General features: G+C 53.1%; 16 protein-coding genes. 8 read left to right on the forward strand and 8 right to left on the reverse strand.

Annotation, left to right across the window (positions count from 1 at the left end; all coding sequences use genetic code 11):
- The first annotated feature begins 202 nt into the window (after positions 1-202).
- The gene (locus G5149_RS18170) at positions 203-1,264 is read left to right on the forward strand and encodes a glycosyltransferase (protein ID WP_421213238.1); all 1,062 of its coding nucleotides are present in this window, start codon (positions 203-205) and stop codon (positions 1,262-1,264) included.
- A gap of 27 nt (positions 1,265-1,291) precedes the next feature.
- On the opposite strand, the gene G5149_RS18175 is transcribed toward G5149_RS18170, so the two are convergent.
- From G5149_RS18175 to rfaD, 6 genes are all read right to left on the reverse strand, one after another.
- The gene (locus tag G5149_RS18175) at positions 1,292-2,365 is read right to left on the reverse strand and encodes a glycosyltransferase family 9 protein (protein ID WP_216979750.1); all 1,074 of its coding nucleotides are present in this window, start codon (positions 2,363-2,365) and stop codon (positions 1,292-1,294) included.
- A gap of 8 nt (positions 2,366-2,373) precedes the next feature.
- Positions 2,374-3,042: a glycosyltransferase family 25 protein gene (locus tag G5149_RS18180; protein WP_216979751.1), complete on the reverse strand. Its 669-nt coding sequence runs from the start codon at positions 3,040-3,042 to the stop codon at positions 2,374-2,376.
- Positions 3,039-4,244 (reverse strand): O-antigen ligase family protein, encoded by a 1,206-nt coding sequence (locus tag G5149_RS18185; protein WP_337073679.1) that lies wholly within the window; start codon positions 4,242-4,244, stop codon positions 3,039-3,041. Before G5149_RS18185 ends, G5149_RS18180 begins: the two co-directional genes overlap by 4 nt.
- Positions 4,245-4,247: 3 nt before the next feature.
- Positions 4,248-6,008, reverse strand: coding sequence for a polysaccharide deacetylase family protein (locus tag G5149_RS18190; protein WP_337073678.1), 1,761 nt, complete (start codon positions 6,006-6,008; stop codon positions 4,248-4,250).
- Positions 6,005-7,189 carry a glycosyltransferase gene (locus G5149_RS18195; protein WP_216979754.1) on the reverse strand — a complete coding sequence of 395 codons (1,185 nt, stop codon included), beginning with the start codon at positions 7,187-7,189 and terminating at the stop codon, positions 6,005-6,007. Before G5149_RS18195 ends, G5149_RS18190 begins: the two co-directional genes overlap by 4 nt.
- Positions 7,190-7,253: 64 nt before the next feature.
- Entirely contained in the window at positions 7,254-8,213 is a 960-nt protein-coding gene (gene rfaD, locus G5149_RS18200; RefSeq protein WP_021230709.1) for an ADP-glyceromanno-heptose 6-epimerase, read from the reverse strand.
- Positions 8,214-8,371: 158 nt separating this feature from the next.
- On the opposite strand from rfaD, the gene G5149_RS18205 reads away from it, so the two are divergent.
- The 5 genes from G5149_RS18205 (at position 8,372) to G5149_RS18225 (ending at position 14,421) form a co-directional block, all read left to right on the forward strand.
- Positions 8,372-9,016 carry a TetR/AcrR family transcriptional regulator gene (locus G5149_RS18205; RefSeq protein WP_100644767.1) on the forward strand — a complete coding sequence of 215 codons (645 nt, stop codon included), beginning with the start codon at positions 8,372-8,374 and terminating at the stop codon, positions 9,014-9,016.
- 115 nt (positions 9,017-9,131) lie between these two features.
- Positions 9,132-10,322, forward strand: coding sequence for a glycine C-acetyltransferase (locus G5149_RS18210; RefSeq protein WP_204480588.1), 1,191 nt, complete (start codon positions 9,132-9,134; stop codon positions 10,320-10,322).
- A 55-nt stretch (positions 10,323-10,377) separates the two neighbouring features.
- Positions 10,378-11,406 carry an L-threonine 3-dehydrogenase gene (gene tdh, locus G5149_RS18215; protein WP_204480586.1) on the forward strand — a complete coding sequence of 343 codons (1,029 nt, stop codon included), beginning with the start codon at positions 10,378-10,380 and terminating at the stop codon, positions 11,404-11,406.
- Between the two features lie 197 nt (positions 11,407-11,603).
- A complete protein-coding gene (locus tag G5149_RS18220; RefSeq protein WP_204480583.1) occupies positions 11,604-12,059 on the forward strand; it encodes a c-type cytochrome in 456 nt (151 codons plus the stop codon).
- 85 nt (positions 12,060-12,144) lie between these two features.
- A complete protein-coding gene (locus G5149_RS18225; RefSeq protein ID WP_219296743.1) occupies positions 12,145-14,421 on the forward strand; it encodes a putative bifunctional diguanylate cyclase/phosphodiesterase in 2,277 nt (758 codons plus the stop codon).
- Positions 14,422-14,423: 2 nt separating this feature from the next.
- Here G5149_RS18225 and rep read toward each other — a convergent pair whose 3' ends face one another.
- Positions 14,424-16,436, reverse strand: a complete 2,013-nt coding sequence (gene rep, locus G5149_RS18230) for a DNA helicase Rep (protein WP_421213243.1) — start codon at positions 16,434-16,436, stop codon at positions 14,424-14,426.
- A 181-nt stretch (positions 16,437-16,617) separates the two neighbouring features.
- Here rep and G5149_RS18235 point away from each other — a divergent pair, with 181 nt between their 5' ends.
- Together G5149_RS18235 and G5149_RS18240 are read left to right on the forward strand one after the other, a co-directional pair.
- Positions 16,618-17,838, forward strand: a complete 1,221-nt coding sequence (locus G5149_RS18235; protein ID WP_337073676.1) for a cysteine desulfurase — start codon at positions 16,618-16,620, stop codon at positions 17,836-17,838.
- Positions 17,839-17,851: 13 nt separating this feature from the next.
- Positions 17,852-18,286 carry a SufE family protein gene (locus tag G5149_RS18240; protein WP_179902894.1) on the forward strand — a complete coding sequence of 145 codons (435 nt, stop codon included), beginning with the start codon at positions 17,852-17,854 and terminating at the stop codon, positions 18,284-18,286.
- Positions 18,287-18,307: 21 nt separating this feature from the next.
- Here G5149_RS18240 and tcdA read toward each other — a convergent pair whose 3' ends face one another.
- Positions 18,308-19,144, reverse strand: coding sequence for a tRNA cyclic N6-threonylcarbamoyladenosine(37) synthase TcdA (gene tcdA / locus G5149_RS18245; protein WP_337073675.1), 837 nt, complete (start codon positions 19,142-19,144; stop codon positions 18,308-18,310).
- Between the last annotated feature and the right edge of the window lie 222 nt (positions 19,145-19,366).

A 19,366-nucleotide genomic window follows, 5' to 3' on the forward strand; every position in this document is an offset into this window, starting at 1 on the left:
GAAAACAACCAGGAGAGCAGCAGCCCGGCAAATATACAGGCCGCGAATAATGCGTTATGGTAGCGCCCACTAAGACCAATCATTGATCCACACCTATTGAAAAAATTGCTAACGACTTTAACAGTTGCCACCTGATTTTGCTCGTTTACGATTCACATTTTTAGTAGATTTACCAGTCAGTTATGAGACCCGCGGAGCAGTTATGACCCCACCCGTTAAAAAGTTTTTATTCATTGTTGAAGACTTGTATGGTGGTGGTGCGGAAAAGGTTCTGCTCAATACCGCATCCTTGCTAAAAGATGCAGGTATCGATGTTACCTTGTTTACCTTGCGGGAAAAAATAGACCATACGCTACCTGACAACATTCACCCGATTAATCTTGGCATTGTCACAAAGCTGACTAAAGCCATATCCAATGTGGCGATTGAAAAAATACAAGCATCTCTGATCTTGAAAAAAGTCAAAGAGATCTCGCCTGACGTAATTATCTCATGCTCATGTGACAAAATTACCAGACACCTGCCTGATACACTGAATATTTATTACTGGATCCACGGAAATGTCACCGGCTTTGCCAAAGACAATGCCAAAGGATATGAAAAATTCAAGCGTTTCTATAATGGCAAGAAACTGATCTGCGTATCTCGTGGCATCGCGGACGACATTTTGCACAATGTAAGAGCCACACCAAAATCGTGTCAGGTTATCTACAATCCGTTTGATATCGAGAAAATTCAGGCGTTGGCCGATGAGCCTTTCAGCAAGCCATTCGACAAGTACTTTATCCATGTCGGCACCTTTGAAGAGCGAAAACGCCACGATCGCCTCTTGCAGGCATATCAGCTAAGCGGCGTCGCTACGCCACTCGTCCTGATGGGAAAAGGGGAGCGACGTCCTCACATTGAAGCCATGATCGCGGAGATGAATCTTGCCAACCAGGTGAAGATAATCGACTTTCAGAAGAATCCATATCCCTATATCAAAGCTGCGCAGGCACTTATCCTGACATCCGATGCTGAAGGGCTGCCAACAGTGCTTATTGAAGCACTTATCTGCCACACACCAGTTATCAGCGTAGATTGTCCATCTGGACCTGCTGAAATATTGACGTTACCACTTGATAAGTTTCTAATACCGCTAGAAGATATCAATGGACTGGCTATGGCAATTAAAGTTGTTGATAATAAAAGAACAATTGTTAATCCAGACAGTTATCGACTTTTTTCTAGTGGAAGTGTAACTAGGAAATTTATATCGCTATGAGCAAGAGTTGGGGTATTCCCCAACTCTCTAGAGATAATCAGCAGACCATTTTTCAAATACCGCTCTAAATTCCGCAATATTTATATAATTCACATCTTGTTGTCCAGACTTTGTTTCTGCATAGATAATACTTGAGCGAGGATTGTTTGGATGCCACTCTACATTTTCTGGCATCCCAAAATTTTCATTGTAAATACCAAGAACCGGTTTATTCAAACCTGTTGCTATATGCACTGTGGCTGTATCTACAGACACCATGCCGGCACAATGCCTTACCTGTGCAAAAAGCGCAGCCAAGGATGGGCTATGATGGTCAATAACGACCCTGGTCGGCTCACAAACACGAGACATGATATATTTAACGTCCTTCTCACGCCCCGGTGGATATAATAGACAAATATTATAGTCTGATGAATCCAACATTGTGTTGACTAGCTCTATAGTTTTCTCAATACTGAAACAACGGGATGTACCGCTACCATATGGATTGAAACACAAAGTTTTATTACTTGGCCACCAAGACTCGACCCTATCTTCATAATCTTCGATATAAGGCACAATATAGCTAGTGTCTGGGTTAACCACACCCATATGCTCCAACAGTACCTTAAATTTTGTTGAAAAGTGCATCCCAGCCGTTTTTTGACCCAGCTTGAGATTAATACAATCAAGCTCATCATCAACCCCGGCTACATGTTTGCTGCCAACTTTAGAAACAAAATAAAGATCTTTCATCTTCATTTTTTGGCTAAAATGCACGAGGTAGTCCACGTTACCCAACTCTTTGGCCAAATTTTTTAGCTCTATATAGCTAGCTCTCTTTGGTATTTCAAAAACACAGTCAAAATTAAAAAAATCTCTGAACAGCGGGGCCATTGTGGGGGTTGTGATAACGTAAACCTTCCTATTTGGAAATTTATTTTTAATCTCCCGTGCCACCCAAGAGGAGACGATTGCATCACCAAGCTTTGCATCCCATCGGACAAAAACAGTGACACCATTTGATGACGAAGTCGCCGATGGGCTACGATCAAATAGCAGGATCCCTAGCTTACGGCGAAGCATATCCCTCCAAAACTGCAAGGATTTAATCACAGTCATCACCTCCATTATTTTTCTATATGCTGACCATAATTCCTGTCATCAATAGTAGACTGAAATAGGCCTACATCCAGACAGCAAGGTTCTACGCCAGCCGCACTCAATTTATTCCACTGCAAGCGGCCAGTAAGATAATCCGCAGGCATTCTAACTGGGTAAGCATGCTGTAAAAGTTTACGAGCACCATTTAAGGATAAAATATATCCAGCTGTGGATATAATACCTCTATTTGATTTTTTACTAGGCCGACAATAACTTGCCAAGCGGTATCCCTCAGGTAGCTTTCGCGTCCAAGGCCATTTCTTTGCCTTCCCATGATGGATAAATATTATATCCGAAGACATTTTCTGTAATGCCACATCAATGATACTTTTGAAATGCATATGAAGATATATGTCATCTTCTAATATAATGGCTTTTTCGATTTTCTTACTCACCATCATCTCATATAATTTAATATGGCTTAGTGCACAACCAACCTCCCCCAAGCTTAGTGAATGGCCACAAAGTTGCTCTGCCAAATTAATATCAACATTAGCCAGGTCCGCATCGCTTAGCTGTTTTCCATCTACAGCGTCCCAAAATGTAAAAGATAATCCCAAGTGAGCCATTTGCTTTTCAATAGCTAAGCGCCGATCATGGCTGCGCAATAAACTAATAACAAAAATAGGAATCATCTAACACCTCTATTATCTTGATTCTGGAGCCAGATAAATAATAACCCCAATGTGTAGAGAAACAATATGTTTTGATGCTCAAAAGGAACATCACTCAAACCATCAATGGCTAAAGAAATTGGTAGTAACACTGCAATTGAAGTTACACCCCAGAGCTTTGCAGCCCACCATATGGGAAGTCCCAAAAATAATAAAATTGCTACACCACCAACAGCACCACGAATAATCAAGTTTTGCATATATTGATTGTGAGAATGAGCTAAAGACGGATGTAGTAATAAAGGAGAGCTAACTCCAGATGCGACTAATGATTTTTTTATGGCATCAAACCCATCCGTACCCACCCCAAAAATGGGAGCGGAGAGAAAACCTTGCCACGCCCCTTGCCAGGCTACCAGACGCAGCCCCCAAGAGGTTCCATAAGAACCTACCTCTGCGTTCTTGAGATCAGAAATACTGGCCTGAACCCGTGCTTGCAGCACATTGCTGTGGTGGTAAAACGCAGTGCTGCCACTCAACAACATAATCAAAAAGATGAAATATTTGAGCGGCTTTTTTATCGATTTGATAAGCACAATCAACCCAATAACGGCTATAAATGCCAGCCAAACACCACGGCTCTGCGAAGCATAGAGACTGTAAAGAGCCATCAAAATAGACAATAATGCTGCCCCTTTCTCCCATCTTGGGAGATATATCTCTTTGCATAATCCCCAAGCCAATAAAGCAATAACCAAAGATGCCTGTGAAAATAGAATTGCATTGGTAAATCCATCAACCCTAGACGCCCCTTGATATTGCTGCCATAGGCTTATACACCCCATACTAATCCCACCAATAATGATGGCGTATTGGCTGATTTTTATAACAATTTCTTTTCTAGGAACCAAAAAACCAAATAAAACGACATACACCAGACTACGCATCACACCATACTGATCACCATGTATAATACGGTTAATAAAGATGAATCCGGCATATCCAAGAAATAGCCATAATATGCGACGATCTTTTAACCCTATATCCCATTTTCTCCATATGATAAGATTAATGAATCCGATCACGATCGAGATTACCAATAAATTAGCAAGGATACTCTTTCCATTTGGCAATAGGAAAAGACCACAAAAAGTAAATGCTAATGTTGTGGAAAATAATATAGTGGTCAGGCGTTCGAACAAGACGCTCATGGCAGATGACATTGATTACTTCCTGAATACATAATTCCCGCGGATCTTGCGCCACAACCCGAATACATCAGTACGTGGGAAGATGGCAATCCGGCGGATCTTAAAAGGGTCCTGGTGCATTGCTTTGGGGCCACTATTGGTAGCAACGGCAAAACGATACCCGGCGGCGATAGCCTGCTCCTTGGCACTCTCGTTCATATCTCCGTAAGGGTAGGCAAACGAGAGCAGCGGATGGCCAAGCAGGGCCTCCAGTTGGCGTTTATTCTCCTGAATTTCATGGGCTTGTTGTTCAGGGGTGAGCTTGCTCAAACGGGGGTGAGTCAGAGTATGACCACCAATTTCCACATGACCGCTGGCAGCCAGCGCCTTGACCTGCTCACCACTCATCAATGAAACCTTGGTATCTGGATTGGTCGGATGCTCCACATCCCAACGGTTATAGCCTTCACCGGTAACCACGTACACCACGGCTTTATAACCATATTTTTCCAGCAGCGGCAGCATGCGGGTCAGATTGTCCTGATAGCCATCATCGGCAGTGATCATCAGGTACTTCTTGCCGTATTGCAGACGGTGGATAAAACCTTTGTCCGCCAAATCGCGGAAAGTCAGGGTTTCGTAGCCTAGCCACTTCATCAGTCGCAGATGCTTCTCGAACATGGCGATCGGCATCCAGGTGCCGTGCACTCCTTTCTCGCTATCCTGCTCGATAAAGCGGTGGTACATGATGATCGGCATCTCCCGGCGCAGGGTTTCGACTACGGCATCCTGATAGATGGTTTCGAGGCCAGATACTACCCCCTGCAAGCCATACTCATCCTGAATGCGTTGGCGAATGACTTCCGGCACCGTCTTGCTGGCCAGGGCAGATGCGATCTCTCCCTTCAGGGCCGCAAAATCAATGGCCAGATCCTTGGGTCCAATGTCACCGAAGTTGCTAGCCAGCGCTTCATCCAGATTCTGTTCAGTCACCAGACCGATTGCCCTGGCTTCACCAATGGCAAAGGCGGGCCGACCACAGAGCAGTGCTTCCATCGCCACCCGACCGGCACCAATCACCAGATCGCAACTCGCCAGCAGAGCGGGCACATCATCGACATAACCGACAAACTCGGCGCGACCTTCGAAACGGGCAAAGCGCTCCGGCACCTTGGTACCGCTGACAATCCGCACCCGACAGGCATCCAGATCAAGCACTTCGTCGAGCAGGCGGTAACAGAGCTCCCCTTTGGGGCCGCTCAGGCGCCCAATGATGGCGATCACCGGCTTTGGGTTGTCCGGCGCAGGCACAGGCTGGAATTTGTCGGTTTCGATACCGTTGCGCAGCACCTGCACGATCGCGGGATCGACCCCCAGATTGTCGACTATCTGATGGGCAATATCCTCACAAACGGCAACCGCCCGATAGCCGAGGGCATGGAAGGCTTTACGCGAAGCGTGCACCGGCTGGCGACCATGCACCGTGGTAATCATCGGGGTGCCAGTCAACTTGCAAGCCACATAACTGCTCCAGCCGGAGGCGCGGGAGTGAGCATGCACCAACTGAATATGGTGTTTCTTGATGAGGTATATAAGGTAAAAGACGTGCCAGAAGCGTCGCAGAATGCTGCGTTTGTTGAATCTCAGCGTGAAGACGGGGCCAAGAGTCGGTTTGGTCAGGGTGTCTGAAACGTAAAAAACATTGTGACCACGACGAGTCAGTTCGTTACCGACCGTAGTGGCATAGACCTCAGCTCCCGTTACCTCGAGCTGGGAGAGTGCCATCAATATATTCATCCTGTGCGCCCTCCGCCAAAAATACCCGAACATATCACACAATGGGAAGAGTGTTTGCTCTCACCATCCAATAACTGCTCGATCTGTCTCATACTCTCCCGCAGATTGAAAATCTTGGCTCGCTCCTTCGATAAGGAACTATATGTTGATAGCATCTTTTTATTTTCAACCATTTGGCGTATTGCCAATGCCAGCGCATGTTCATCCCCGACAGGAACAAGAACACCATATTTTCCACCATCAAGAGCTTCATTAGGTCCAGTACAATCTGTTGACACAATGGCCTTTCCCAACGCCATCGCCTCAACGAGTACAACTGGATAACCCTCATAGTATGAAGACATGACAAATAGATCACTAGCAGCAAGAAATGGATATGGATTTTCTTTGAATCCAAGTAAACTTGTACTGCTACCAATATTATTGTTTTTTATAAATAACTCGAGCCCCGCTCTATCATCACCCTCCCCTAAAATAGTAAGGTGATAATTAGCTCCGGCATCAATATTTATCTTATGAGCAGAAAGTAATATATCAAATCCTTTTTGGGCATTGCATAACCGTCCAATAGCAATAACTTTTATTTTCCCTTCACTCGTAATAGGCTCATGACTCTTCTGCATTATGCCATCGATATCAACAGGGTTATAAACCACATGAGTATATGATTTCACCTCAGGATACAAATTCAATAATGCATCTTGTGCACCTTTAGAGACACAAACAATCTCATCCATTTCCTTATAAACTTTTCGTTCAACTTTCCTGGGAAGAATTTGATGACATATCAAGTCTATATGGACCCACGCTATTTTTCGTACAATAGCATTCAGGTGGGATAACAACAGCGAGCTATTGCCTTCCAAAAATGCCACACCGACATCATATCGTTCGCTAAATATGAAACTGGCCAAGCATTTGGTATTGACAACAAAATTCCACCAACGTTTTTTAATAGAAAATAAAATTTTCCGCTGAAACCACCCCGATGGTTCGGTCGGCAACAGAAATTTTACTGTTACATTTTTGGGGACCTGAGATAAATATACACCCTCACGCCTCAATAAAAGCAAAGTTATAGCGTACTTACTAAAATCCAAACGCTTAAGCGTTTCAATAAGGACCTTTTCGGCGCCTCCTCCGCCCAATGTTTCCATTATAAATAAAACTTTTTTCTTCATGCTTACCACATAGAAAATAATGAAAAAGCCGCCTGATTGGCGGCCATTCCGCAAGAGCGAATAATTAAGCCCGGTTGAGCCAGGCCATGTAATCCGCTACCCCTTCGGCAACGGTTTTAAACTCGGCGTCATAACCCACGCTGCGAAGCTTGGTCATGTCAGCCTGGGTGAAGCTCTGATAGCGACCCTTGAGGTGATCCGGGAAGGGAATGTACTCGATGGCCCCCTTCTGATGATGCTTGATCACTGCTTCGGCCACGTTCTGGAACGGCTCGGCACGGCCGGTACCGCAGTTGAAGATGCCGGAGTGTTGCGGGTTCTGCCAGAACCAGAGGTTTACCTTGCAGACGTCGTCAATATAGATGAAGTCACGCATCTGACCACCGTTCGGGAAGCCATCGCAACCTTCGAACAGCTTGGGATTCTCGCCCTTCTTCACCTGGGTATTGAGATGGAAGGCAACGGAGGCCATGGAGCCTTTGTGCTGCTCGCGCGGGCCGTAGACGTTGAAGTACTTCAAACCGACTACCTGAGAGTTGATCTCCGGCATCCAGCGGCGCACGTACTGGTCAAACAACTGCTTGGAGTAGCCGTAGACGTTGAGCGGCTGTTCGAACTTGGGATCTTCGATGAAGTTGTCGTTGCGGCCACCGTAGGTCGCGGCAGAAGAGGCGTAAATGAACGGAATTTCACGCTCGATGCAGTAGTGGAACAGATCCTTGGAGTACTCGTAGTTGACCTCCATGATGAACTTGCCGTTCCATTCGGTGGTGGCAGAGCAGGCGCCTTCGTGGAAGATCACCTCGATACCGTTGTCCCACTCTTCAAACTCGTCGCCGGAGACGATGCGAGCCTGAAACTCGTCCTTGTCCATGTAGTCAGCGATGGTCAGATCGACCAGGTTGACGAACTTGGTGCCGTCGGTCAGGTCATCAATGACCACGATATCGGTCCGTCCTTGAGCGTTCAGCTGCTTGACCAGATTGCTGCCGATAAAGCCAGCACCGCCAGTTACTACGATCATGGAGTTTGCCTCTCGTACGTTGATGGCTACATGTGACTGCTTGTTAAAGCTGTGTATAGTGAGCCAATTTGAAATTGCCGAAAAGTTTATCACGGGCCGTCCGGGGATTCGACCTTGTTCAAAACTGCCCCGAGCGGAACCTGTTGGAGGAATGAGTGATGAAAACCAGAGACAGGATCATTCACAGCGCGACCGAGCTGTTCAACGATCAGGGTGAACGCAACATCACCACCAACCATATTGCGGCGCACATGGGTATCAGCCCGGGCAACCTCTACTACCACTTCCGCAATAAAGAAGACATCATCCACTCCATCTTCGATCAGTATGCCCGTCACCTGAGCGAGAGCTTCGTGCCGACCCGCAACCGTGAAATCACCCTGCAGGATCTGATGGGCTATCTGGATGCCATCTTCTATCTGATGTGGCAGTTCCGCTTCTTCTACGCCAATCTGCCGGACATCCTGAGCCGTGACGAACCGCTGCAACAGAAGTACCTCAAGGCCCAGGAACAGATGCGCTCCTCCGTGGTCGCCCTGCTCAGAAGCCTGCGCGAAGGGGGCATTATCGATGTCAGCGATGACGACCTGCCGGATCTGGGCCAGACCATCAAGATGGTGGTGACCTGCTGGATCCCGTTCCAGATCGCTCAGGCTCCCAACACCCGCATCACCAAACCGCTGCTCTATCAGGGCGTATTAAAGGTGCTGTTCCTGCTGCGCCCCTATGTGCAACCCCAGGTGGCCGGACAGATCCAGCAACTGGAACAACACTACCGTCAGCTGGCCCAACCAGCTGGGTGAGATCTGTTTCACATTTGTTGAATATCAGCACAATCATTTGAATTTACCGCAACAGATTGCAGTAAAATGTCGCCCTCTGTTGATACGCAGCTGAAATAGCCAATAAGGATCGAGGATGTCTAACGGATTCTATCGTCACCTGACCGAGCAACTGAACCAGGTGCAAGCTGAAGGGTTGTACAAGCAGGAGCGCATCATCACCTCCGCCCAACAGGCCAGCATCGCCGTCGGCGGTGAGCAGGTACTGAACTTCTGTGCCAACAACTATCTGGGATTGGCCAACCACCCGGATCTGATCGCTGCCGCCCATCAGGGGCTCGACAGCCACGGCTTCGGCATGGCCTCGGTGCGCTTCATCTGTGGCACCCAGGATCAGCACAAAGCGCTGGAGCAGAAGATGTCTGCCTTCCTCGGCACCGAAGACACCATCCTCTACTCCTCCTGTTTCGATGCCAATGGCGGTCTGTTCGAGACCCTGTTCGGCGCCGAAGATGCCATCATCTCCGATGCACTCAACCACGCTTCCATCATCGACGGCGTGCGACTGTGCAAGGCCAAGCGTTATCGCTACGCCAATAACGATATGGCCGAGCTGGAAGCCCAGCTCAAGCAGGCTGACGCCGATGGCGCCCGCTTCAAGCTGATCGCCACCGACGGTGTCTTCTCCATGGATGGGGTCATCGCCGACCTCAAATCCATCTGCGATCTGGCGGACAAATACGATGCACTGGTGATGGTGGATGACTCCCATGCCGTCGGCTTTATCGGTGAAAACGGTCGTGGCACCCACGAATATTGCGGCGTGATGGATCGGGTCGACATCATCACCGGCACCCTGGGCAAGGCGCTCGGCGGCGCATCCGGCGGCTATACCTCCGGTAAGAAAGAGGTGATCGACTGGCTGCGTCAGCGCTCCCGCCCTTACCTCTTCTCCAACTCGCTGGCCCCCTCCATCGTTGCCGCAACTATCAAGGTGATCGACATGCTGGCGGAAGGTCACGACCTGCGCGCACGTCTGAAAGAGAACAGCCGTTACTTCCGCGAGCGGATGAGCGCCGCTGGCTTCACTCTGGCAGGCGCCGACCACGCCATCATTCCGGTGATGCTGGGGGATGCCAAACTGGCCTCCGAAATGGCGAGCCGCATGCTGGCAGCCGGTATCTATGTGGTGGGCTTCTCCTTCCCGGTCGTGCCCAAGGACCAGGCGCGCATTCGCACCCAGATGTCTGCCGCCCATACCCGCGAACAACTGGACAAGGCGATCGACGCCTTTATCCGCATCGGCCGTGAACTCGGCGTTATCTGATTTGAATCAAGGGGCTGCAGCCCCTTTTTTCTGCATTCATATTGAAGGAACAGCCATGAAAGCACTCTCCAAACTGCACAAAGAGGTCGGCATCTGGATGACGGATGTGCCGGCCCCCGAGCTCGGCCACAACGACCTACTGATCAAGATCCGCAAAACCGCCATCTGCGGCACCGATATCCATATCTACAACTGGGACGAGTGGTCCCAGAAGACCATTCCGGTACCCATGGTGGTCGGCCACGAATATGTCGGCGAAGTGGTCGCCATCGGTCAGGAGGTGCGCGGCTTCGCCATCGGCGATCGCGTCTCCGGTGAAGGCCACATCACCTGTGGCCACTGCCGCAACTGCCGCGCTGGCCGCACCCACCTCTGTCGCAACACCACAGGTGTGGGCGTCAACCGGCCGGGGGCCTTCGCCGAATATCTGGTGATCCCCGCATTCAACGCCTTCAAGCTGCCGGACAACATCCCGGACGAGCTGGCCGCCATCTTCGACCCGTTTGGCAATGCGGTGCACACCGCCCTCTCCTTCGATCTGGTGGGTGAGGATGTGCTCATCACCGGGGCGGGCCCCATCGGCATCATGGCCGCCGCCGTCTGCCGCCATGTGGGTGCGCGCCACGTGGTGATCACCGACGTCAACGAATACCGGCTGGAGCTGGCCCGCAAGATGGGCGCCACCCGCGCGGTCAACGTGGCCAAGGAGAAGCTGGCCGACGTGATGAGCGAGCTGGGCATGACCGAAGGGTTCGATGTGGGGCTGGAGATGTCCGGCATCCCGAGCGCCTTCCAGGAGATGCTCGACAAGATGAACCATGGCGGCAAGATCGCCATGCTCGGCATTCCCCCCTCTACCATGGCCATCGACTGGAACAAGGTGATCTTCAAGGGGCTGTTTATCAAAGGGATCTATGGCCGCGAGATGTTCGAGACCTGGTACAAGATGGCCAGCCTGATCCAGTCCGGGCTGGATCTCTCCCCCATCATCACCCACAGATTCCACATCGACGAATTCCAGCAGGGGTTCGATGCGATGCGCTCCGGCCACTCCGGCAAGGTGATCCTGAGCTGGGATAAATAACCCTTTTCACCCTTTGGTTACTCGAAACCCGGCGAATGCCGGGTTTCTTTTTATCTCCACCACCAGAATTGCCGTGATATCGCCCAAAACTTTGTACGCAGAGTGTTTAACACTTCACACACAAGCGTTTAAATGGCTGTAACTATTCGGTTATAATCCCGTCGTTTACATGGATAATAAAAGACTGCTGGGAGTATATGAGCGTGTTGAAAAAACTGAGCTATTTGCTGGCTGTCGGGATGACGGCCGCCAGCTTGTCTGGGGCAGTGCTTGCTGCCGATGAGATGTCACCGGAGGCTATTGCCGAGCGGATCAAACCGATCGGTCAGGTCTATACCGCCAAGGATCTGGAAGGTATTGCCGGCGCGGGTGCTGCACCTGCTGCGACCGCCTCTTCCGGTCCCCGCGATGGCGAAACGGTATACAAGGGCGCCTGCTTTGCCTGTCACGACACCGGCGCCGCCGGTGCCCCCAAACGGGGTGACAAGGCAGCCTGGGATCCTCGCATCGCCCAAGGCATTGATACTCTCAAGAAACATGCCATTGAAGGCTTTACCGGCAAGTCCGGCATGATGCCTCCGCGCGGCACCTGTGCGAACTGTAGTGATGAAGAGATTGAAAACGCCATCCACTACATGACTGACAACCTCTAAGTATTTGAAAGGGCCGCAATTGCGGCCCTTTCAATCTATCGGCTTCCGACTACTCTTGTAGGGTAGGCATAGTCGGGAGTTGCTCATGTCGCCCCATTCCACCGAATCCCACTACTCAACTCCTCTGCTGGCGTTGGTCTCTGCCATTATGGATTTTCCGGCTCCCCCTACAGCGCAGAGCAGCGATTATGATGATCTGATAAAGCAGATAAACCAGCTCTGCCCGTTGCAGCATTTCGGCATGCTGGGCCTCTCCGACAGTGGTCTGAACTGGCTCTACGCCTACAAAATCAGCGATACCTTCAAGCAACAACTGGGGCGGGAGCAGTCCCGCATCACCGATCAGCTCACCCAGCTCGATGAGGCCGAAGGGTGGTGCGTCTTTCCTATCGAACATGGTCAGGTGCAGTGGCTGCTGGCTCGCGGCGAACCATCCGACCTGCCCACATTACGCCTGCTGCTGGAGTGTCTATCCAAGCGGCTGACCGAAACCCAGGCGGGCTCCCATCTCACCGAGCTGCCTTCGCCGCTGATCCGCAAAGACCCGAACTGGAAAAAGAAAATCGAGAGCATCAGCCGCATCATGCGACTGGCCAACACCCTGCCCGGTCAGGCGCTCTTCTCCCAGCTGGAGGCGGTGCTGCGCCAGATGCTCGCCATTGAGGATATGCTGCTGGTCAGGCTCCACAGCCATACGCTTGAGAAGATTTATCCCGCACATCCTCGTCAAAGCGACGAATTCATCAGCGGTTTGTGCCACAGCACCAGCAATATCGAGGTCAACAGGGAGGCAACCTACTGGCACAGCATGCCGCTACGGCTGCAACAACAGTACTTCGCCCACTTCATCATCAGCACCGCGCAACCGCTGGAGACAGACGACAAGCTCTTTCTCGACTTCCTGCGTGGTCAGCTCACCCTGCTGTTGGAGCTGAAGCGGATCCGCCAGCAGCTTAACGACATCAATAGTGAAGACTCCATCAACCAGCGGCTGCAACAGCTGCGTCAGACCAACCTCAGGCTGCAAAAGCAGCTCAAGCAGCATCAGGAGCTGGAACGGCGGCTGCAATTCGATGCGCTTCACGACCCGCTGACCCAGCTGCCCAACCGCGCACTGTTGATGAACCACCTCAACCACGCCATGACCCACTACAACCGCTACAAGTCACCGGGATTCGCGGTGATTTTTATCGATGTGGATCACTTCAAGCAGATCAATGACACTCTGGGCCACAGCGCTGGCGATCAGCTGCTCAAGGAGGTCAGCCGCCGCCTGCAGACCTGCATCCGGCAAAACGATCTGGTGGCCAGATTGGGGGGCGACGAGTTTGTCATCTATCTGGACAGCAGCAAGAGCGACGATGACATCAGCCCGGTGCTCAACCGCATTATCAGCCGTCTCTCCTACCCGTTCCGGCTACTCGGCAACGAGTTGAGCATTACCGTCAGCCTTGGGGTATCGAGCGTCTCCGAGCAAACCTCAGATATCAGCCAGCTGCTCCATCAGGCCGATCTGGCCATGTATCAGGCCAAACGCAATGGTCGCAGTCGCATCGTCAGCTACTCGGATGATTGCATCAACCAGAACTGGAATTCGCCGGAAGAGATGCTGGCCAGAGCCCTGCGGGAGGGGCGTATCGTCCCCTACTTCCAACCGGTGATCCGGCTGCAGGATAGCCGCCTGACCGGACTGGAGGTGATGGCGCGCTGGCTGACCGAGGAGGGGATTCTGAAGGATGCGTTCGACTTTATTCCGCTGGCAGAGCAGTGCGGCCTGATTCTGGAGCTGGATTACCAGATCCTGCGCCACACCTGTCAGCAACTGAAGAACTGGCTGCCAATCTCCGGGCAGAGCAAGTTCAAGGTCGCCATCAATCTGTCGGGCAAGCATCTGGTCAACCATGACCACATCATGCGGCTGATGGGAATTATCGAAGAGGAGGGGGTCGCCCCCGGCTATCTGATCTTTGAATTCAATGAACGGGAGCTATCACGCCAGGATTCCGATGCGCTAGCCTCCCTGCATGAACTGCGTGCCAAGGGCATTCAGATCAGCCTGGACGACTTTGGTACCGGCTTCTCCTCCCTCAACGCCCTGTTCCACTTCCCGGTAGATTACATCAAGGTGGATGACAGCTTTACCCAGCGGATGCTGCAATCGCCCAAAGATTTGGCTCTGATCCGCGCCATGCGGGATATCTGTCAGGATCTCGATTACACCCTTGTAGTCGAGGGGATCGAGAACCAGCAGCAGTTGCAGAAGCTGATTGATATTGGCTGCCGGATGGGGCAAGGGCGCTATATCTCTCCCCCGATGCCGGGAGCAGACATAGTGCCGCTGCTTACCCCGGCCAATCCTTAACGTTAATCCTTCTTGAACAGCGCCCGCAGGTTGGCAACACCGACCTGCCCCTTCTGCTGGCGCTCCTCGGCAGTCACCTTCCTCTGGTTTTCCCACTCCAGATCGTCCTGCGGCAGCTCCAGCAGGAAGCGGCTCGGCTCTGGCCGTACCGACTCGCCAAACTGGCGTCGCTCCTTGCAGAGGGTGAAGGTAAGCTCGGTCTGAGCACGAGTGATACCCACGTAGGCGAGACGCCGCTCCTCCTCCACGTTATCCTCGTCGATACTGGTCTGGTGAGGCAACAAACCCTCCTCCATCCCCACCATGTAGACATAGGGGAACTCCAACCCCTTGGAGGCATGCAGGGTCATTAACTGCACCTGATCGGCATCATCCTCCCCTTCGTTGCGCTCCATCATGTCGCGCAGGGTGAGGCGAGTGACCACCTGAGCCAGCGTCATCGACTCCTCCAGCTCATCCCCTTCCAGCATCTCGGTGATCCAGCGATAGAGGGTGGAGACGTTCTGCATCCGCATCTCGGCCGCTTTCGGGCTGGGGGAGGTCTCGTAGAGCCACTCTTCGTAGTGGATCTCCTTGATCATGTCCCGCACCGCCTCCACCGGATTGCCGTACAGCGCTTTATCGCCAAGGCGAACCAACCAGTTGGTAAATGCCTGCAGGGCCACGAGGCCGCGTCCGGAGAGGTGCTGCTCCAGCCCCAGCTCGAAGCTGGCGGCAAACAGGCTCTTACCGCGCTGATTGGCGTATTGGCCGAGCTTTTCGAGGGTAGTGGGGCCAATCTCGCGGCGCGGCAGGTTGACCACCCGCAGGAAGGCGGTGTCCTCGTCCGGATTCACCAGCAGCTTGAGGTAGGCCATGATGTCCTTGATCTCGGTGCGGGAGAAAAATGAGGTGCCGCCGGAGATACGGTAAGGAATCCGGTTGGTCATCAACGCCTTCTCGAAGATGCGCGACTGATGGTTGCCCCGATAGAGGATGGCGTAATCCTTGAACCGGGTGCGGTTCATAAACTTGTGGCCCATCATCTCGGCAGCAATCCGCTCCGCCTCGTGCTCCTCGTTCTTGGCGAACAGCACCTTGAGCTTCACCCCTTCATCCAACTCGGAGAAGAGCGCCTTGTCATAGACGTGCGGGTTGTTGGCGATCAGGATGTTGGCGCACTTGAGGATCCGCCGCTTGGAGCGGTAGTTCTGCTCCAGCTTGATCAGCTTGAGGCTGGGGAAATCTTCACTCAGCAGAACCAGATTCTGCGGCTTGGCACCGCGCCAGGAGTAGATGGACTGGTCATCATCCCCTACCACGGTAAAACGGGCACGCTCGCCGACGATCTGCTTCACCAGCTCGTACTGGCTGGTGTTGGTGTCTTGGTATTCATCGACCAGCAGATAGCGGATCTTGTTCTGCCAGCGCTCACGCACCTCCTGATTGCTCTTGAGCAGCAGGGTCGGCATCACGATGAGGTCGTCAAAATCCAGCGCGTTATAGGCCACCATCTGGCGGTGATAGCGCTCGTAGAGCTGAGCCATCAGCACCTCTTCCGGCCCACGGGCGATGCGCATGGCGCGGGCTGGCAGGATAAGGTCGTTCTTCCAGTTGGAGATTTGGCTGATCAGTGCCGAGAGCTTGTCCTTGTCGTTGTCGAGCTCGTCTTCAGTCAATTCTTTCAGCAGCGCCAGCTGGTCGGTGTCGTCGAACAGGGAGAAGTTCGCCTTGAGATTCAGGCTCTTGTGCTCCCGACGAATGATATCGAGACCCAGTGTATGGAAGGTGGAGACCATCAGCCCCCGCGCTTCCTTGCGACCCAAAGTCTGGCCAACCCGCTCCTTCATCTCCCGTGCCGCCTTGTTGGTAAAGGTAACTGCGGCGATGTTGCGAGCGTTGTAGCCGCACTGCTGCACCAGATAGGCAATCTTGTTGGTGATGACGCGGGTCTTGCCCGATCCGGCCCCCGCCAGCACCAGGCAAGGGCCGGAAACATACTTGACCGCTTCGTTCTGATTGGGGTTGAGCTTCATGGGCCGGATCTCTTGGCTTATGATGAGGGGCGGCATTGTACCAGAAATCACCCGATGAGCCGTACCTGCTGCACAGCAGGCAGCCGCTCATCGGGCTTATCGCACCTTGTGTTCGGGCGCTATTTTCAGGATCATGGCCGACCTTTCGAGATGATGACTTTTTCCGGATGATGAGGGGAGCATGAATCAGCAACAGCACGACCAACTGCGCAGCCAGTTTCCGGCCTTGGCGCAGGAGGTGAACGGCCACCCTCTGGTCTATCTGGACAACGCCGCCACCACCCAGAAGCCGCAAGCGGTACTGGATGCCATCGCTCACTACTATGGGGCCGACAACGCCAACGTGCACCGCGCCGCCCACGCCCTGAGTGGCCGCGCGACCCGGGCCTTCGAAACAGCCCGCGAGACGGTCGCCCGCTTTATCAATGCGCCTTACTCTCGCGAGGTGATCTGGACCCGCGGCACCACGGAAGCGATCAACTTGGTTGCCCAGAGCTGGGGGATGAGCGAGCTCAAGACGGGGGATGAAATCATCCTCAGTACGCTGGAGCACCACGCCAATATCGTCCCGTGGCAACTGGTCGCCCAGCGCACCGGGGCGGAGCTCCGGGTTATCACGCTCGATGAGCGAGGCGATCTCGATCTGGCCGCCTATCACGCCATGCTGGGGCCACGCACCCGACTGGTGAGCGTAGCTCACGTCTCCAATGCCCTCGGTACAGTCAATCCGGTCAAAGAGATAGTGGCTGCCGCCAAAACGGTTGGCGCCGTGACGCTAATCGACGGCGCCCAGGCAGTGGCTCATCTCGAGGTGGATGTGCAAGCCATCGGTTGCGACTTCTACGCCTTCTCCGGCCACAAGCTCTATGGCCCGACCGGCATCGGTGTGTTGTGGGGCCGCACCGAGCTATTGGAGCGGATGCCGCCTTGGCAAGCAGGTGGCGAGATGATCGATCGGGTCAGTTTCAGCGGCACTACCTTCAATACCCTGCCTTTCAAATTCGAGGCGGGCACCCCCCATATCGCTGGCGCTATCGGCCTCGCCGCCGCCATCGACTTTGTGATGGGGCAAGATAGGGAATGGCTCGCCCAACATGAGCAGGCACTGACCGACTATCTGGCCGCTGGTCTGCAACAGGTGCCGGGGCTGCGTCTGATCGGCGAACCCGGCAAACGCGCCGGTGCGGTCTCTTTCTTGCTCGACGACATCCACCCGCAAGATGCTGCTACCCTGCTCGATATGCAGGGGATCGCCCTGCGAGTCGGCCATCACTGCGCCATGCCACTGATGGAATCCCTCGGGATCGGCGGCACCATGCGCGCCTCGCTGGCCTGCTACAACAATCGGGACGATGTCGACACCCTGCTGGCCGCCCTGCACAAACTCAGTGACTTCTTCTAAGGCAGACAACCGAATGAGTGACCTCGCAAGATATACCCAGATTGGCCTTGAGCCCAACGCCGACACCATCCGCCAGCAGTTTGCCGCTGCTCACGGCTGGGAGAACCAGTACCGGCTCATCATCCAGCTCGGCAAGCAGTTGCCGGTGCTACCCAGCGAATGGCAGCAGGAGGAGTTCCGCCTCAAGGGGTGTGAAAGCCTGGCCTGGCTGAAGGGGGAACAAAGCGAAGATGGTTGCTGGCACTTTGCCTGTGATTCCGATGCCCGCATCGTTCGGGGCCTTATCGTCATCGTGCTGGCGGCGCTCAACCACCAATCGTCTGCGGCGATCCAGGTTTTTGATATGGAAGGCTATTTCAGCGAACTGGGGCTTGAGAAACACTTGAGCCCGTCACGAGGTAACGGGCTCAGAGCGATCGTACTGGCGATCCGGGAACAAGCGGTCTAACCCGCCTTGTGCAGAGGTCGATTAGGCTTCACCAATCGACCCGGCGTTTTCATTCTCGGCTTCTTTCTCGGCTCGGGCGCCCCGCTCGGCAATCTTCTTCAATACCCGGGACGCGGCAACCAGCCCGAAGGTTGCCGTCACCGGCGTCACGGCGCCAAAACCGGAGGCGCAATCCATCTTCATGGTGCCATCGCTGGCCGCCTTGGCCTGACAGGTACCACCATTACCATCCGGATAACTCAGCTGCTCGGTTGAGAAGACACACTCCACCCCGAATTTGCGCGCAGGATTCTTGCTGAAGTTGTGCAACCGGCGCAGGTCGGAGCGAACCTTCGCAGCGAGCGGATCCTGAATGGTCTTGGCCAGATCGGCCACGGTGATCTGGGTCGGATCCATCTGGCCGCCAGCACCACCCGCTACAATCACCGGGATCTTGTTACGCTTGCAGAAGGCAATCAGCGCCACCTTGGCCTTGACCGAATCGATGGCGTCCACCACATAGTCAAACTCTCGCTTGATATGCTCGGCCAGGTTGTCGGCGGTGACGAAATCGTCCACCTCGATCACTTCGCAATCCGGATTGATGCCGCGAATGCGCTCAGCCATCACCTCGGTTTTGAGGCGACCAACCGTCCCCTGCATGGCGTGGATCTGGCGATTGGTGTTGGTGATGCAGATATCGTCCATGTCAATCAGGGTGATCTGGTTGATACCGGCACGGGCCAGCGCCTCGGCCGCCCAGGAGCCTACGCCGCCGATCCCCACCACACAGACCTTGGCCTGGCTAAAGGAACGCAAGGCGTTCTGACCATAAAGACGGGCAATGCCCCCGAATCGCTGTAGATATTCCGCTTTCATACCACCACCTTGCTTGAGGGCGGCCATTATAACGGCAACCAGAGCCAGCGGCGATGGCATAACCGGAGAAAATCGGGGAGGGAAAACAGAGAAACGGCGGAGAAGAGAGAATGAACGGTCAATTATCAGGCTATTTGCTGAATTGCAGGCAATAAAAAACCCCGCTCGATGAGCGGGGTTTCTTGTATTGGGTGCCTGGCAGTGTCCTACTCTCGCATGGCG

The organism is Aeromonas sp. 600479 (assembly GCF_049175515.1).
GTDB classification, from domain to species: domain Bacteria; phylum Pseudomonadota; class Gammaproteobacteria; order Enterobacterales; family Aeromonadaceae; genus Aeromonas; species Aeromonas veronii_A.

Coding starts and splice junctions, on each gene's coding strand:
- G5149_RS18170 (WP_421213238.1), top strand. CDS start 203: ATGACCCCACCCGTTAAAAAGTTTTTATTCATTGTTGAAGACTTGTAT.
- G5149_RS18175 (WP_216979750.1), bottom strand. CDS start 2,365: ATGACTGTGATTAAATCCTTGCAGTTTTGGAGGGATATGCTTCGCCGT.
- G5149_RS18180 (WP_216979751.1), bottom strand. CDS start 3,042: ATGATTCCTATTTTTGTTATTAGTTTATTGCGCAGCCATGATCGGCGC.
- G5149_RS18185 (WP_337073679.1), bottom strand. CDS start 4,244: ATGTCATCTGCCATGAGCGTCTTGTTCGAACGCCTGACCACTATATTA.
- G5149_RS18190 (WP_337073678.1), bottom strand. CDS start 6,008: ATGAATATATTGATGGCACTCTCCCAGCTCGAGGTAACGGGAGCTGAG.
- G5149_RS18195 (WP_216979754.1), bottom strand. CDS start 7,189: ATGAAGAAAAAAGTTTTATTTATAATGGAAACATTGGGCGGAGGAGGC.
- rfaD (WP_021230709.1), bottom strand. CDS start 8,213: ATGATCGTAGTAACTGGCGGTGCTGGCTTTATCGGCAGCAATCTGGTC.
- G5149_RS18205 (WP_100644767.1), top strand. CDS start 8,372: ATGAAAACCAGAGACAGGATCATTCACAGCGCGACCGAGCTGTTCAAC.
- G5149_RS18210 (WP_204480588.1), top strand. CDS start 9,132: ATGTCTAACGGATTCTATCGTCACCTGACCGAGCAACTGAACCAGGTG.
- tdh (WP_204480586.1), top strand. CDS start 10,378: ATGAAAGCACTCTCCAAACTGCACAAAGAGGTCGGCATCTGGATGACG.
- G5149_RS18220 (WP_204480583.1), top strand. CDS start 11,604: ATGAGCGTGTTGAAAAAACTGAGCTATTTGCTGGCTGTCGGGATGACG.
- G5149_RS18225 (WP_219296743.1), top strand. CDS start 12,145: ATGTCGCCCCATTCCACCGAATCCCACTACTCAACTCCTCTGCTGGCG.
- rep (WP_421213243.1), bottom strand. CDS start 16,436: ATGAAGCTCAACCCCAATCAGAACGAAGCGGTCAAGTATGTTTCCGGC.
- G5149_RS18235 (WP_337073676.1), top strand. CDS start 16,618: ATGAATCAGCAACAGCACGACCAACTGCGCAGCCAGTTTCCGGCCTTG.
- G5149_RS18240 (WP_179902894.1), top strand. CDS start 17,852: ATGAGTGACCTCGCAAGATATACCCAGATTGGCCTTGAGCCCAACGCC.
- tcdA (WP_337073675.1), bottom strand. CDS start 19,144: ATGAAAGCGGAATATCTACAGCGATTCGGGGGCATTGCCCGTCTTTAT.